14 protein-coding genes and 1 pseudogene are annotated in these 14,760 nt (G+C 69.5%); 9 read left to right on the forward strand and 6 right to left on the reverse strand.

What is annotated here, in order from left to right:
• Positions 1–69: 69 nt before the first annotated feature.
• Genes H074_RS25270 through H074_RS25280 form a run of 3 tightly spaced genes read right to left on the reverse strand, consistent with a single transcriptional unit; the run spans position 70 to position 4,124 of the window.
• Positions 70–2,385: a [protein-PII] uridylyltransferase gene (locus tag H074_RS25270; RefSeq protein WP_007032904.1), complete on the reverse strand. Its 2,316-nt coding sequence runs from the start codon at positions 2,383–2,385 to the stop codon at positions 70–72.
• A gap of 9 nt (positions 2,386–2,394) precedes the next feature.
• On the reverse strand, positions 2,395–2,733 hold the full coding sequence (locus H074_RS25275; RefSeq protein WP_007032905.1) for a P-II family nitrogen regulator: 339 nt from the start codon (positions 2,731–2,733) through the stop codon (positions 2,395–2,397).
• Complete coding sequence (locus H074_RS25280) at positions 2,730–4,124, reverse strand: ammonium transporter (RefSeq protein WP_051072000.1); 1,395 nt, start codon at positions 4,122–4,124, stop codon at positions 2,730–2,732. Before H074_RS25280 ends, H074_RS25275 begins: the two co-directional genes overlap by 4 nt.
• Positions 4,125–4,299: 175 nt before the next feature.
• On the opposite strand from H074_RS25280, the gene H074_RS25285 reads away from it, so the two are divergent.
• Together H074_RS25285 and H074_RS25290 are read left to right on the forward strand one after the other, a co-directional pair.
• Complete coding sequence (locus H074_RS25285; protein ID WP_007032907.1) at positions 4,300–5,160, forward strand: putative RNA methyltransferase; 861 nt, start codon at positions 4,300–4,302, stop codon at positions 5,158–5,160.
• On the forward strand, positions 5,160–5,777 hold the full coding sequence (locus H074_RS25290) for a (2Fe-2S)-binding protein (RefSeq protein ID WP_007032908.1): 618 nt from the start codon (positions 5,160–5,162) through the stop codon (positions 5,775–5,777). Before H074_RS25285 ends, H074_RS25290 begins: the two co-directional genes overlap by 1 nt.
• 310 nt (positions 5,778–6,087) lie before the next feature.
• On the opposite strand, the gene H074_RS25295 is transcribed toward H074_RS25290, so the two are convergent.
• A complete protein-coding gene (locus H074_RS25295) occupies positions 6,088–6,387 on the reverse strand; it encodes a helix-turn-helix domain-containing protein (RefSeq protein WP_007032909.1) in 300 nt (99 codons plus the stop codon).
• A gap of 348 nt (positions 6,388–6,735) precedes the next feature.
• On the opposite strand from H074_RS25295, the gene H074_RS41305 reads away from it, so the two are divergent.
• The 7 genes and pseudogenes from H074_RS41305 (at position 6,736) to H074_RS41125 (ending at position 12,346) form a co-directional block, all read left to right on the forward strand.
• Positions 6,736–7,545 carry a hypothetical protein gene (locus H074_RS41305; RefSeq protein WP_007032910.1) on the forward strand — a complete coding sequence of 270 codons (810 nt, stop codon included), beginning with the start codon at positions 6,736–6,738 and terminating at the stop codon, positions 7,543–7,545.
• Positions 7,529–8,872: a hypothetical protein gene (locus H074_RS25305; protein WP_007032911.1), complete on the forward strand. Its 1,344-nt coding sequence runs from the start codon at positions 7,529–7,531 to the stop codon at positions 8,870–8,872. The genes H074_RS41305 and H074_RS25305 overlap by 17 nt, the downstream gene beginning before the upstream one ends.
• Positions 8,869–9,333: a hypothetical protein gene (locus tag H074_RS25310; protein ID WP_007032912.1), complete on the forward strand. Its 465-nt coding sequence runs from the start codon at positions 8,869–8,871 to the stop codon at positions 9,331–9,333. The genes H074_RS25305 and H074_RS25310 overlap by 4 nt, the downstream gene beginning before the upstream one ends.
• Positions 9,330–10,700 carry a hypothetical protein gene (locus H074_RS25315; protein WP_007032913.1) on the forward strand — a complete coding sequence of 457 codons (1,371 nt, stop codon included), beginning with the start codon at positions 9,330–9,332 and terminating at the stop codon, positions 10,698–10,700. Before H074_RS25310 ends, H074_RS25315 begins: the two co-directional genes overlap by 4 nt.
• A gap of 24 nt (positions 10,701–10,724) precedes the next feature.
• Complete coding sequence (locus H074_RS25320) at positions 10,725–11,906, forward strand: hypothetical protein (protein WP_007032914.1); 1,182 nt, start codon at positions 10,725–10,727, stop codon at positions 11,904–11,906.
• A gap of 27 nt (positions 11,907–11,933) precedes the next feature.
• Positions 11,934–12,092, forward strand: a pseudogene (locus H074_RS25325) (PLP-dependent transferase); the annotation flags it as partial.
• Between the two features lie 77 nt (positions 12,093–12,169).
• The gene (locus H074_RS41125; protein WP_007032916.1) at positions 12,170–12,346 is read left to right on the forward strand and encodes a hypothetical protein; all 177 of its coding nucleotides are present in this window, start codon (positions 12,170–12,172) and stop codon (positions 12,344–12,346) included.
• Here H074_RS41125 and alc read toward each other — a convergent pair.
• Both alc and allB read right to left on the reverse strand, forming a co-directional pair.
• Positions 12,337–13,353 (reverse strand): allantoicase, encoded by a 1,017-nt coding sequence (alc, locus tag H074_RS25330; RefSeq protein WP_039923351.1) that lies wholly within the window; start codon positions 13,351–13,353, stop codon positions 12,337–12,339. The two genes, H074_RS41125 and alc, sit on opposite strands and share 10 nt — an antisense overlap.
• A gap of 1 nt (position 13,354) precedes the next feature.
• A complete protein-coding gene (gene allB / locus H074_RS25335) occupies positions 13,355–14,683 on the reverse strand; it encodes an allantoinase AllB (protein ID WP_007032918.1) in 1,329 nt (442 codons plus the stop codon).
• Positions 14,684–14,760: the final 77 nt, after the last annotated feature.

A 14,760-nucleotide genomic window follows, 5' to 3' on the forward strand; every position in this document is an offset into this window, starting at 1 on the left:
TCGACCGCGCACATCCTGCCACCGCTACTCTCCGCGACTCGCGCGACACCCCGATCCGGGACGCCGGGCTCAAGAAGCGGCGGCCAGCAACGCGGCTTCGATCTTCGACCGCCACGCCTGGTCGACCCGCCCGCTCCGCGGCGCGACGGCGAACGAGTCGACGACAGCACCGCCGAGTGTGGCCACCTTCGCCCAGCGCACCTCTGCCTCGCACCGGCGCAGCGCGCCCGCGACCCGGTACAGCAACCCGATCCGGTTCGCGGCCCGCAATTCGACCACGACCGTGTCGTGCCCGCTGGTCTCGTCGTCGAACCAGATCACCTTCGCACCGGCAGACGGCGTCTCACCTCCGCCGTAGTCCCGTTCCTTCGCCGCGAGCCGCTGGGTGAGCGGCAGCGTTCCGGCCACCGCCCGCGCGAACTGTTCACGCAGCAGCGTGACGTCGGGCAGGGACCCGAACTTCGGTGACGCCGTGAACACGCCCGCCCGTCCCCCGTCGTGCCCGCGCAGCACCGCCGCGTGGACCTCGAGCGAGTTCAGCGCGAGCACCCCGGCCGCGGGAGCCAGCAGTTCCGCGCGGGCCGGGACCGCGAGCACCACGGTCACGACCTTGCCCGTGGCGGTGATGCGCACCTCGCCACGGCCGGACGCGACGGCTTCGGCGACCAGCTCCCGTTGTTCGGCGCCCATCGGCTCCGGCGGCACGAAACCCTTGCCGTGCAACGCTTCTTCGCAGCCCGAAACGAGTTCGGCGAGCAGGCGCGCCTTCCAGTCGGTCCACACGCCCGGCCCGGTGGCCAGCGAATCCGCCGTCGTCAGGGCGTGCAGCAGTTCCAGCAGGACGAGATTCTCGTCGAGCGTCTTCGTCACCCGCTGGATGGTGGCGGGATCGCTGATGTCCCGCCGCGTGGCGGTGTGCGGCAGCAGCAGGTGATGCCGGACCATCGCCGCCACCAGCGCCGAATCGGCCTCCGGCAGCCCGAGCCTGGCCGCCACCTGGGCGCTGATCTTCGCGCCGAGCTCGGAATGGTCCGCGTCGCGTCCCTTGCCGATGTCGTGCAGCAGCGCGCCGATCAGCAACAGGTCCGGCCGCGAAACGGTGGTCGTCAGTTTCGACGCCTCGACAGCGGCACGCACGAGATGCCGGTCGACGGTCCACGAATGCACCGGCGACCTCGGCGGGAGATCCCGCACCGCCCCCCATTCGGGGAACAGCCGCGCCCACAGACCGGTGCGGTCCAGTGCCTCCACGGCGTCGACGAGTCCCTCGCCCGCGCCGAGCAGTTCCACCAGCGCCTTGAGGGCGTCGGCGGGCCACGGCGCGCGCAGTTCCGGCGCGGTTTCGGCCAGGGCCCGCAGGGTCCCGTGCGCGATGGGCTTCCGGATCCGGGCCGACGCCGCGGCGACCCGCAGCAGCAGGGCCGGATCCTTGGCGGGCACCGCGTCCCGTGCCAGCGCGACCTCGTTCCCGTGCAGGACGACGCCCTCGTCGAGCGGCGTCCGCACCGGCCGTCGCCCGAACCGCGCCTTGGGTGGTTCCACAGTGGACCGGAGCGCCACGTCGACCGCGTACGAAATCGTCCGCCCGACACCGGAAAGCTTGCGCGCCAGGATGAACCGATCACCGAACCCGAGTTCACCCGCGACCGTCCCGGCCTCCGGTGCGCTGAGGATGTCCCGCTCCCGGCGCAGTTCCCGGCGCAGTTCCGTCCGGACGTCGAGCAGCAGGCCCTTGGCCGCCAGCAGTTCCTCGCCGGGCCTCGCTGTCAGCTGTGCCGCCGCCAGTGCCTCCAAGACGGCGAAGTCGCGAAGCCCGCCTCGGCCGTGCTTGAGATCCGGCTCGGCGGACTGCGCGATCTCACCACTGCGGGCCCAGCGCTGACGCACCGCGTTCGACAGTTCGCCCACCCGTTTCCGGGCGGTCCTCCGCCACTGATCCCGTGCCGCGGCCGCCAGCCTGGCGGTGATCTCGGCGTCCCCGGCGATGTGGCGGATGTCGAGCAGCCCCATCGCGGTCCGAAGATCCTCGGACGCCACCTTCAGCGCCTCACCCGGAGTGCGGACCGAGTGGTCGAGGCCGATCTTGGCGTCCCACAACGGGTACCAGATCGCGTCGGCGATCTCGCCGACGCGCGAGTTGCCGTTGTGCAGCAACAAAAGATCGAGGTCGGAGAAGGGCACCAGCTCGCTGCGCCCGAGGCCCCCGACGGCGGCCAGCGCGACACCGGGTTCAGCGGTGTCGACGCCGGCCGCCGCGGCGCCCCTGCCCAACCAGAATTCGTAGAGGTCGACCAGGGCCGTCCGCAACGCGGCCGCCCCTAGCCTCCCGTGCCTGCCCTCGAGCAATCGCTCGGTGGCCTTGACCAGTTCACCCCCGTCGGCCATCCCTGACGCCTATAGGGCGTCCGAGCCGCGCTCGCCGGTGCGTACCCGGATGACCGTCTCCACCGGCGTCACCCAGATCTTGCCGTCACCGATCTTGCCGGTGTGGGCGGCCGTGGTGATCGCGTCGAGGGCCTTCTCGACGCCTGCATCGTCGGTGACGACCTCGATCCTCAGCTTCGCCACGAAGTCCACGGAGTACTCCGCGCCCCGGTAGACCTCGGTGTGGCCCTTCTGCCTGCCGTAGCCCTGCACCTCGCTGACCGTCATGCCGAGCACGCCCAGTTGCTCCAGCGCGGAGCGGACGTCGTCGAGCGTGAACGGCTTGACGATCGCGGTGATCAGCTTCATGCCTTGCTCTCCTCGAGTTTCGTGGCCGCGTTTCCGGTGGGCGCCTTGACCGGGATGCTGGTCGGCTGGCCGAGGCCGCCGCCCGATCCGGTGAAGTCGTAGGCGCTCTCCGCGTGCTGGGCCTCATCGATACCACTGACCTCGTCCTCCGCGCTGACGCGGAACCCGCCGAGCTTCTTGATCACCCAGCCGATGACGAAGGTCAGCACGAACGAGTAGCCGAGGACCACGGCCGCCGCGAGCGCCTGCTTGCCCAGCTGGCCGAGACCGCCGCCGTAGAACAGGCCGTCGACGCCGAGCGAGTTGACACTGGTGGTGCCGAAGAAGCCGATGAGCAGCGTACCGACGAGACCACCCACGAGGTGGACGCCGACGACGTCGAGGGAGTCGTCGAAACCGAAGCGGAACTTGAGGCTGATCGCCAGCGCGCACAGGGCACCGGCGATGAGGCCGATGGCGATGGCACCCAGCGGGCTGACGAAACCGGCCGCCGGGGTGATCGCGACGAGACCCGCGACGGCGCCGGAGGCGGCGCCGAGGGTGGTCGGTTTGCCGACCTTGATCTGCTCGATGATCAGCCAGCCGAGCACGGCGGCCGCGGTCGCGACGGTGGTGTTGGTGAACGCGACGGCGGCGAGGTCGTTGGCGGCCAGCGCCGAACCGGCGTTGAAGCCGTACCAGCCGAACCACAGCAGCGCGGCGCCCAGGAGCACGAACGGCACGTTGTGCGGGCGTCCGGTGCCCTTCGGCCAGCCCTTGCGCTTGCCGAGCACGATCGCGAGCGCCAGGCCCGCCGCGCCGGCGTTGATGTGGACCGCGGTACCGCCGGCGAAGTCGAGCGCCTTGAGCTGGTTGGCGATCCAGCCGCCGACCGAATCGGCGCTGATGAAGCCGTTGAACGAGAACACCCAGTGCGCGACCGGGAAGTACACGATGGTCACCCACACCGCGACGAACAGCGTCCAGCCCCAGAACTTGGCGCGGTCGGCGATGGCACCGGAGATCAGCGCGGGCGTGATGATCGCGAACATCAGCTGGAACATCACGAAGGCGAACAGCGGCAGCGCGTCCGCGCCGGGCCAGGCGACCTCGGGCGTGGTGCCGGTCGCGGCGGTCGCGAAACCGGCGAGTTTGCCGGAGATGGTCGAGAGACCCGCGAAGTCGAAGTTACCGAGCAACCCGCCGCCCACATCGTTGCCGAACGCCATCGTGAAGCCGTACAGCGTCCAGAGGACACCGACGACGGCGAGCGCGATGAAGTTCATCATCAACATGTTCAGAACGCTCTTCGCGCGGACCATGCCGCCGTAGAAGAACGCCAATCCCGGTGTCATGAGCATGACCAGCGCGGCGCTGATCAACACCCATGCCGTGTCTCCTGCGTTCAGCACAATCTTCCTCCCGTGCCTGGGGTGTACTGCGCAGGAATCTTTGGACCGCGGTGTTTCCTCGGGCGGCGATTCAGGTTTCACCCGCGTGAACTGTCGGTACGGCGTTGTTACGTCCAGGTTTCCGTTGACCTGGTGCGTTCTGTCCGGTTGAGAAACCTCATGGTCGAATATGTCCATGAACGCGCGTGTATCCGGCCATGACCCCCTGCCACCGGCGATCGTCCGGTCATTGCGGTGTTCGGTCTGCGGTGACCCGGTCGGGGTAACCGAGCGCACGGTGCGTTGCGGCCGGGGCCACTCGTTCGACGTAGCGAAGCAGGGTTACGTCAACCTCCTGCACGCGCGCATCCCGGCCGGCACGGCGGATACCGCGCCGATGGTCGCGGCTCGCGTCGATCTCCTTTCCTCCGGTGCCTATCTGCCTCTCGCCAACGCCCTCGCGAAGGTGGCTTCGGAGCATGTCGAGAACGGGATGGTCATCGACGCCGGCGCGGGCACGGGGTACTACCTCGCGCACGTACTCGACGCCGTCCCTGCCGCGTACGGACTGGCTCTCGACGTCTCCGCCGTCGCCCTGCGCCGCGCCGCTCGCGCGCACGCGCGCGCGGGCGCGGCCGTGTGGAATCTATGGGAACCCTGGCCGGTGGCGGACTCGAGCGCGTCGCTGATCCTCAACGTCTTCGCGCCCCGCAACGCCCCGCAGTTCCACCGCGTCCTGGCGGCGGACGGGCTGCTGGTCGTCGCGACGCCGAACCCGGGGCACCTCCGGGAGCTCGGCGACCTGGTGATCTCCGTCGACGGCAGCAAGGACGCGCGGCTGGAGGACAGCCTCGGCGAACGCTTCACCAGGGTGGACCGGCACGATGTCACCCAGCGGGTGACGTTGGCGCCCGCCCGGATCCGCCAGGTCGTCGAGATGGGCCCGAGCGCGCACCACCTCCACCGTGAGGGACGCCGTGAACGCCTCGACGCGATCACCGAGGCGGTGGACGTCACCACTTCGTTCAGCGTCTCGCTGTACCGGCCGGTGCCCTGATGGAGGCGCCCGCGACCCTGCTCGCCGACGCCGCCTGGGTCAGCGCCCGCATCGGCGGCGCCGCGAAGCTCTACGGCTGCTCCCGGCCCGAAGTGCTCGGCACGATCTGGTGGTACTCGCTGTCTTCCGTCCTCGTCGCGCCCTCGGTGGAATCCCTCGTGCGCGACGGCGAACCACTGGACCCGTCACTCGACGCCGTCACGATCGACCTCGTCCCGGACGGCCGCTTCACCGGCGCCCGCTCGTCACGGATCCTCGCCGGCGGCCTGACCGAACTCGGCGACGCGTTCGCTGGGACGCTGAGCACGGCGATCGGCACGATTTCGGCTGTCACAGGGGCGAATCCGCGCGCGCTGGGCGCGATCGCGACGGATTCGATCGGCAATCGCCTGCTGTGGACCGGCGACATCGAACGAGCGATCGCGCTGGCGGCACCGCTCGTGGCCGCGATCGGGCTCGGGATGCCGGAGCCCCGGTTCTCCCGGGTCGGGCGGAACACCGTGGTGCGCCGTGCCTCCTGTTGTCTGATCTACGAGGCGGGCAATCCGAAGTGCACCAGTTGCCCCCGGCAGACCCCGGAAGAACGGGACCGGCGGCTTCGCGCCGCCCTCGGATAGTGCGTGGTTTCTCCTTTGGTCGAAACGCGTCTCGCCCTGCGTGGCCCTGGCGCGCGTTCGCCTGGCGGAAGTACATGAATGAGTTCAGGGAAGCCTTCACGGACTTTCAGGGGCGGCCGCTGGTGTGTCACAGCAGTCCCTGTATCACCGGAAATCACGCCGGCGGGCAGTGAAAGGCCTCCTTCCTTGCCGTCAGGGTAGGCAAGGAAGGAGGCCTTCACGACCAGGCGAACCCCGCGCAAGCGGGGACCGGAACGCTCTCCTGCCTTACCCCTCAATACAAGCCGAATCGCCACTCACGACCGCCGCCTCACCCTGCGGCGAGATTCTCACCGGTCAACGCGGCCACCATCGCCGCCCGGGTGCCGACCCCCAGTTTGGTGAAGATCCGGCGCATATGCGCGGAAACCGTGTTCAGGCTGATTTCCAGCACGCCGGCGATCTGCTTGTTCGTATAGCCACGGCCGACCATGCGCGCCACTTCGTGCTCGCGCGGGCTGAGCAGGTCGTGCGGCTCCGGTGCCACCGGGACGAGCAGGCATCTGACGCCGTGCTCGGTGACGTCGAGCAGCGGCTTCCGCTGCACGGTGGCCCCGTCGTTCAGTTCCATGACACGTCTGACGAGTGATCTCGCCAGGTTTCGTACGGCTTCGTCCTCCGTGACGACCGTCGCCCGCTGCCGCGCGAGGTCGTGTAGCGATGACGCAGGAAATCCCATCACCGGGCTCGTGGACATAGACCGGCCTCCCCCCTCTAGGTCTCCCTCCCTCTCTAGCAAACCCCTCCGACAGGAAAAGCGCATCGTCGGTTTGTGTGACAAGTACGAACTAGTCGATTCATGTCACGCAGGAACGTGTGACTACCGGTGTCCTCCGGTGCGCGGGCAGTGTCGGGTCAGTGCTCACCGACGCACCGCGCCGGCGATCGCGGATTTTCACCGGAGCAGAGGAGAACGGTTATGAGCCGTGGCTATGCGGCAGTGGACGGCGAGCTGGAAGACGAGCTGAGCCGTGAACTCGAGGCCGAGTTCGAAAACGAACTCGAAGACGAACTGGAAGACGAATTCGAGGACGAGGACGAGTTCGAAGACGAGCTCGGCGGCCTGGCCCGGGAGCTCGAAGACGAGCTGGAGGACGAGGTCTACGGCGAGTACGAGGACGAAGACGAATTCGAGTCGGAGTTCGAGGCCGTCGTCCGCGAACTCGAGGACGAGTTCGAACTGGAATCCGAGGACGAGGACTTCACGCATCCGGCACGGCGCGTCTACCCCGACGCCGAGATGATGGCGCAGCTGGCCTTCCAGGCCGAGAACGCCGAAACCGAGGACGAGGCGGAGGCCTTTCTCGGCGCGCTCGCGCCGTTGGCGTTCCAGGCTGCGAAGTGGGCGGCGCCGAAGATCATCAAACACGGTCCGCAGCTGATCCGCGGCGCGGTCAACCTCGGGCGCAAACTGTGGCGGAACCCCGCGACACGCCGCGCCGTCCGGCACATCCCGAAGATCATCGGGCGCACCGCGCGCGACGTCGGGCGCCGGTACGCCGACGGCCGCCCGATCAACGCCCGGTACATCACGCGCAGACTGGTCGGCCACACCGTGAACAGCGCGCAGAACACGCCCGCGAACCGCCGGAACCAGCAGCGCCGTCGCGGCCGTCCCCAGCAGCGCCGCCGTCGTCCCGCCGCCCGTGGCGGGCGCAGGACGCAGTCCCGGGCCAGGGCGGGCGCCGCCCGTCGAGGCAAGGCGCGCGGCCGTGCGCGCCGCCGCTGAGGCGCTGCCCGCGGCATCCGGTGAATCGGCCTCGTCCACCGGGTTCCGGCGGGCGAGGCCGTCCGGGGACGAAGAGCTGACCGCTTGGCTGCTGTCCCAGGCCACCAACGTCGAACGGCACCTGGAGGCGCTGCGGCCGTTCCGCTGGTCGGAGTTCGGTGACCCGGCCACCGGTCCGAGCCGAGCCCACCTCGCGGCGGTCAACCGGACGATGGCGACCTTGCGGAAGCCGTTGTACTCCGCGACCCGTTCGGTTCGCCGTGCCGCGGACGAGGCGGCGGCGCGGCGGGGACAGGCCGAACTCGCGCGGCTGCTGCGGGCGAAGTCCCGGGCACAGCGCTGGGTCAGGACCACCGAACGGGTGTGGGACTTCTACCTCGATCTGTTCAAGCAGCGGCAGGGCGCGTTCGCCCCGTGGCTGGTGGCCTGCGACCGGGTGGCCCTCGACTGCTATCAGTACGCCTACCTCGGGATCGGGCGCTGGCGGTCGATCCCGACCCCGCCGCCGTTCTGCTACCTGCGCACCGGGTCCGGCCCGGCCACCTCGCGCCGCGGGATCCCGTTGCGGCGCCTGGGGAACCGGCTCAATCCCTTTCCGCTGATCCAGCTTCCGTACCACCGGCTGGTGAACCCGTGGACGCTCGGCGCGGTCCTGCACGAGGTGAGCCACAACCTGCAGAACGACCTCGGCCTCGCCAGGGCGATCCCGCTGCAGGTGGCGGCGAGGCTCGTCGAAGCGGGGGTACCGCGGGAGGTGACCGGCGTCTGGGTCAGGTGGAACCGGGAGACGTTCGCCGACCTGTCCGCGCTGTTGCTGGGCGGTCCGGCGGTCGTCGGTTCGCTGTTCGACGTCATCGGGCGCACCGAACTCGAAACGACGGGGTTCTCCCCGCGCGCGGTACACCCGGTGCCGTACCTCCGCGCGAAGATCTCGGTGGAGTTGCTGCGCCGCATGGGTTTCGCCCGGCACGCGGATTCCTACGCGTCGATGTGGCACAAGCTCTACCCGAGGGCGAAGCTGGTCGACGCGCCGCCGGCGCTGCTGCGGACGGCGGACAAGGCGATCCCCGCGGTGGTGGACGCGATGTGCTTCACCTCGTTCCCTTCGCTCGGTCACCGTCCCCTGGCGGAGGTGCTGCGGTTCGAAGCCAAGGAACAGGCGATGATCGAAGAAGCCGCGGGAAGACTGGCCGATGGCGTGTCCCCGGGCGTGGTGCCGGAACGATTCCTGATCGGTGCGGTCCGGTTCGCGCTCGACGAACGGATGGCTCCGCCGAAACGGCTTTTCGGCTTCTTCATGGAAGAACTCGGCAGGAGGGCGAGATGACGCTCCACACCGAGTTCTCCCGGCTGGGCAAGGAAGTGAACCAAGTGGCCGCGTGCTGGCGAGCCTTGGAGATCAGCGTCGCCGAGGACCGGCCCGCCGGTGTCGGGCTCGCCGCGGCGGATCACCTCGCCGAAGTCGTCCTGGACGGCACCGGAGAGATCGAGGCGGCCACGCGCGCGACACAGAGTCCGGTGAGCGCCGAGTCGTTGTACACCACGGCGTCGTCGCTGCTGAAGCTGCGGCGGCGGGTGGACGGGCACTGCCGATCGCACCACGCGGTCTCCGGGCTGCTGCGCGCGGTGCACGGACGGGAACAGGAATGGCGGGGCTGGGCGAAGAGCTTCCACGCCGGGGTGGACCACTGCGCCGCCGCCTTGTCCTCGGCGGAGGACGTGATGGTGCGGTGCTGGCGTGAAGCAGTGGAACTGGCCGAATTCAAGGGATATGGGGCGACCCGATGACGATCAACGACGACCGCGGTGCGACGTTGCCGCGCGCACAGGACATCGACAGCGCGTATCCGCTGTCGACCGGGCAGTACCCACCGCAGGCGGCGGCACCCGGCAAACTCGCCGAACAGACGATCAGCGACATGCTCGGCTGGAAGTGGCGAGAAGGCGACACCAAGGGGTTCGTGGCCGCGCTGACCGGCAGTTTCGAGCTGAAAGAGGTCCAGGGGCGTACCGAGGCGAAATGGACTCCGCGCGGGTACGCGATCCAAGCCGACCTCGGCGCCGTCACCGGCGGCCAGGCCTCGCTCGCGGCCAGGGCCCGGAGCGCGGTCAAGGACTCGCTGGCGCTGCTCGACTCGCTCCGTCCACTGAGGACGGATGCGGATCCCGAGAACGCCGAGGGCTTCCGCGCGCTCGTCCGGCACGATCTCGAACAGATCCGGCAGGAGCTGGAGAGCCCGCTGATCCGCGTGGCGCGGGTCGATCAGCTCTTCCTGCTGCTGCTCGGGAACGGCGGTCTCGCGGTCGGCGCCGGAGACCGTACGCAAGGGCACCTCGGCCAGCTGCGGGACGAGTTCGGCCTGGTCTCGGGCAAGGTCAACACGATCGAGGAGGAACGGATCCAGACCTCCTTCATCACGCTGACGGATTGGGTGGTCTCGTTGTTCAGGGGCTGGCAGGACGCGCGCGACAAGATCGACCCGTTCTCGCAGCCGGCGGGCGGTCAGCCGTTCTTCGGTCCGGCCGTGGTCGCCCTTTCCCGGCTGCTGTCCGCGACGGCGTCGCAGGTCGACGAGGTCGTCGCGATGCTGCGGTCGGTGTTCGTCCAGCAGGAGGACCTCGAAGTGCTCCGTGTCCCCGACCCGCAGGGCGGGACCATGTCGCTCGGCGGGCTCCTGCGCTGGATCCGCGAGTTCGCCACCTTCGAGGGCGGCAAGCTGATCGAGTCGGCGGGGAAGGAAGGTGTCGGCACGTCGTTCCTCCAGATCGCGAAGCGGCTGCAGCGGATCGTGACGAACCTTCCCCGGCAGAGCACCGGCGGCCCCAACGGGGACGTGCCGGGCAACTTCCGCGCGTCACTTCCCCCGGGGTTCTTCAGCTCCCGTGTGCAGCGGGCCATCGACGAACTCGACGACCACCTTCAGGAGGTCGTCCGGATCGCCGAGCCGATCGGGCGGGGCGGCTCGCCGTCGTCGTCCGATCCGAATCCGCCCGCGCCGCCCACCCCGCAGCTCACGCCGCCGCCCGGCCGGACACCGGCGGTGCCGTCGGTCGCCGAGCTCCGTGAAGGGCACGGCTTCCAGGAAGGGCAGACACCACCCGAGGCGGAGGAACCGCCGAAACCCCGGACCCCGCGCAAGCGCACCGGGCAGTAGCCGGACCCGTACGGGAGGAAGACGATGGGCACGGAAAAGGAATACCGGGAACTCTTCGACCGGGTCGCGGCCTTGCGCGGCCAGGTCGCCGGGAAGCTCGCGAACGAACTGGGCAGCGATCCGAAGCTCGGCGACGCGGTGCTCAAGCAGCTGGACGACATGCTCACCGCGGTCGAGGCCGAACAGCGTGGCAAACCCGGACCCGCGGACGGCGGGATCGCGCAGCTCGTCGGTCTCGGCGACGGTTCGGCCGCGGACCTCGGCGCGACGGCGATGCCGCCGGGTGTCGACGCCTACGACGAGACGGTCGCCTCGGAGCGGGTCATCGCCGTCGGCGACCTGTACTACCTGTACCAGCACGAACGGATCGGTGTGTTCCGCGTGGTGCAGAAGCTGCAGGAGCTGTTCCAGGGTGGTGCCATCCGGCTTTCGGACGGCCCCGGCGCGTTCGGGCTCTACCGGTTCGACCGGCGGGACGTCCTGCGCTACACCCGGCGGGATCGCGTCAGCGCGTACCGGCGCGTGCTCGGCTACGGCAAGGGGCTCGGTTCGGCGAACTCGCGGCCGAACACGGATTTCCACCAGCTGGTTACGCAGTTCAGCAACCAGGTCGCGCTGTTCTGGCGGGACAAGCGGATCTCCGACGTCGTCCGCGAACGCGCGTACGACCCGAGCTTCGGCAGTGTCGCGGTCGTCCGGCGCAGCGGGCTCGACCTGCGGAACAACCTGAAGTTCACCTCGTACGGTCACCTGAACGTACTGCGGGTCGAGGTCATGCAGCTGCTGACCGAGGCGTTCAAGATCCTCGGTTCGGAGGACGTACTGGATCTGTTCGGCGCCGCCAACGCCTGGGACACCGTGGACGAGGTGCTGATCCGCTACTTCGATCAGCGGCTGGTGTCCTCGCCGCGCCAGCGGATGGCGGTCACCGGACGTCAGGTGCTGCGCTGGCTCGCGGCGCCGCACATCCTCGAGACAACCCGGTCCGAATTCGAGGCCCTGCTGCTCGAAATCGCGGAGCCCGCCGAAGAGTGGCTGACCTCGGCGCAGTCCCTGCGGCTGGCCGACCGGACGAACTCGCGAGAGGTCCTGCCGGTCGATCGGCAGCGGCCCGCCGGGGTCGCGGTGTCCCGCGAGCCGCGTCCGGTCACCCCGCGCCGGAACGGTCACCGCCCCGGCACCGTGATCACCCTGGACCGCAAGTAGCCACGTGCTGGGAACGATGGTCACGGAGTGGGACGCGAAGTAGCGTCGGGCGCGAACCTGTTCGCGCCGCAGAAGTACGGCAACATCCACAGCCGCATCGGCAACCCGACGGTCGCGGCCTTCGAGGAGCGGTTGGCCAGCCTCGAAGGCGCGATCGGCGGGGTCGCCACCAGCAGTGGTCAGGCGGTGTTCCGCAAGCACGACGACTTCCCGGGCGTCGCCCCCTGACCAGGGCCGGCCTCGGCCCGTGAGAGGGTGGCGGCATGGCCAAACCGACGCCGCTGCAGATCAGGAACATCGTCATGGCAGTGCTCATGGCGGGTGCCCTGGTGTGGAACCTGTCCATCAGCGGCGCTTGGTGGCTCACCGCGATCTTCTCGGTCGGCATCGTCCTCTCGTTGTTCTCCGCGTACCTGAACCGGCCCGGCGCTCAGCCCTGAGCGCCCTCGAAACGCGAAGTGACGTCAGCGCGGCCTCGCTCCGAAAGCGCCCCGAAGAGACGTAGGCGTGCCATCCCGCCGTCGGGATAGATGTCGAGGCGGACTTCGGTCACCTCGGGCCCCGCGGCGAGGGCGAACCGGTGCCGCGTATCCGGCTGCAGACGCGTCTTCGGCAGCAGCTCGGCCCATTCGCCGTCGCCGTCCCGGCCGCTCAGCGCCGCCCAGCCCGGCGCGTTGCCCTTGAGGTTGCTGTTGTCCAGTTCGGCGAACCGGACGACACCCGCGCCGGCGAGCCGCACGGTGACCCAGTCGTTCCCGTCGTCCCGGCGCCGCGCGGTCTCCCAGCCCTCGGCCTGATGCGCGGCGAGCCCTGGCGAGAAGAGGTTGTTGGGCGAGGAATAGAACATGTTGCTGCACCCGGTGACCACCGCGCCGTTCTCCAGCGCGGCGAGGTCGAGCGCGCCCAGGTCGAGCAGGCGCGGGTCCGGGATCGGCGTGCCGTGCACCCGCAGCCGGGCCACGCCGCCGTCCGGATGCATGGTCAGGCGGACGTGCGTGTAGCGCTTGCTCCCGCCGATCTCGAAGAAGTTCTCCGTGTGCCCCGCCGCCGCGCCGCGTTTCACCAGCACGTCCCAGTCCGCTTCGGACAGCTCCGCGGCGTTCGGGTACCCGTCGACGGCGCAGGCCTCGACCGAGACGAACGGCGGGTAGTTGCCCTTGAAGAACGCGGTGTCCACGACGACGCCGGTGATCGCGCCCGCCAGGCCGAGCCGGACGACGGCCTGATCGTCGCCGGGCTCCCGGTGCCGGCGGGTCTCCCAGCCGTCGTAGACCTGGCCCTTGGGGCCGAAGGTCTCCGTCTGATGCGCGGGAACCCAAGGGTTGACCAGGTTCTCCTTCTCGGCGAACAACTCGTCCGTCGCCCACATCACGGTCCCGCCGAACTTGCGCGAGGCCAGATCGGGCAGGGCTGTCCACTCAGGACGGTCGTTCACGGTCTCCTCCATCTCAGCAGTCACCCCGGGCCAGCAGAACACCTGCCGGGTCTTCGCCGGTGATCTCCTCGCCCCGCAACCATGTACTCCGGACGACACCGGCGAGCGGCCGTCCGTGGTAGGCGCTGACCGGATTGCGGTGCTTCAATTTCGCTACGTCGACGACGAAAGCCTCGTCGGGCGCGAACACGCTGAAGTCGGCGTCGTAGCCCGGCGCCAGACGTCCCTTGCGGCGCATCCCCGCCTGCGCGGCCGGATGTTCGGCCATCCAGCGGACGACGTCGGTGAGGGCGAACCCGCGCTGCCGCGCCTGGGTCCAGACGGCGGGCAGGCCGAGCTGCAGGCCGGCGATCCCGCCCCAGGCGAGCCCGAAATCGCCGCTGTCGAAGCGTTTCAGCTCGGGCGTGCACGGAGAATGGTCGGTCACCACACAGTCGATGACACCGTCCGAGAGGCCCTTCCACAGCAGTTCGCGGTTCCCGGCCTCGCGGATCGGCGGGCAGCACTTGAACTGCGTCGCGCCGTCGCCGATCTCCTCCGCGGTGAAACTCAGGTAGTGCGGGCAGGTCTCGGCGGTCAGGCGGACCCCGTCGCGCCGTGCGCTCTCGACCATCGGCAGCGCGTCCGCGGAGGACAGGTGCAGGATGTGCGCGCGGACACCGGTCTTCCTTGCCAGCTCGATGACCTGCGCGATCGCCACGTTCTCCGCACCGCGCGGCCGTGAACGCAGGAAGTCTTCGTACTTCTCGCCGTGCGGGTCGGGCGCGTGATCGATCGCGTCGGAGTCCTCCGCGTGCACGATGATCATGCCGTCGAAGGTCCGCAGTTCGGTCATCACCTCTTCGAGTCCGCGCGCGTCCAGCGGCGGGAACTCGTCGACACCGGAATGCAGCAGGAAGGACTTGAAGCCGAACACCCCGGCCTCGTGCAGACCGCGCAGGTCGGCGAGATTGCCGGGAATCGCTCCGCCCCAGAACCCGACGTCGACGTGCACCCGCCCCTCGGCGGTCTTGCGCTTCACCTCCAGTGCGGCGACGTCGACCGTCGGCGGCAGGCTGTTCAGCGGCATGTCCACGATCGTGGTGACCCCGCCCGCCGCGGCCGCGCGGGTCGCCGAGGCGAACCCCTCCCATTCGGTGCGGCCGGGGTCGTTGACGTGCACGTGCGTGTCCACCAGACCCGGCAGCAGGACGACATCCTCGCCGAGTTCGAGTACCCGATCGCCGTCCAGATCGGCTCCGGCGGGTTCCACCGCGACGATGCGGCCGCCGTCGACACCGATGGTCGCGGGTACCTCTCCGGCGGCCGTCACGGCTCGGGCGGCTTTGATCACCAAGTCCATCAAAAAGCCCTCCAACTTCCACTGTGTGGAATCGAGGTTTCGCACTCCGACATTAACTCCGGCCACCCTGCTCGTCA

It is taken from the genome of Amycolatopsis decaplanina DSM 44594 (genome assembly GCF_000342005.1).
GTDB lineage: Bacteria > Actinomycetota > Actinomycetes > Mycobacteriales > Pseudonocardiaceae > Amycolatopsis > Amycolatopsis decaplanina.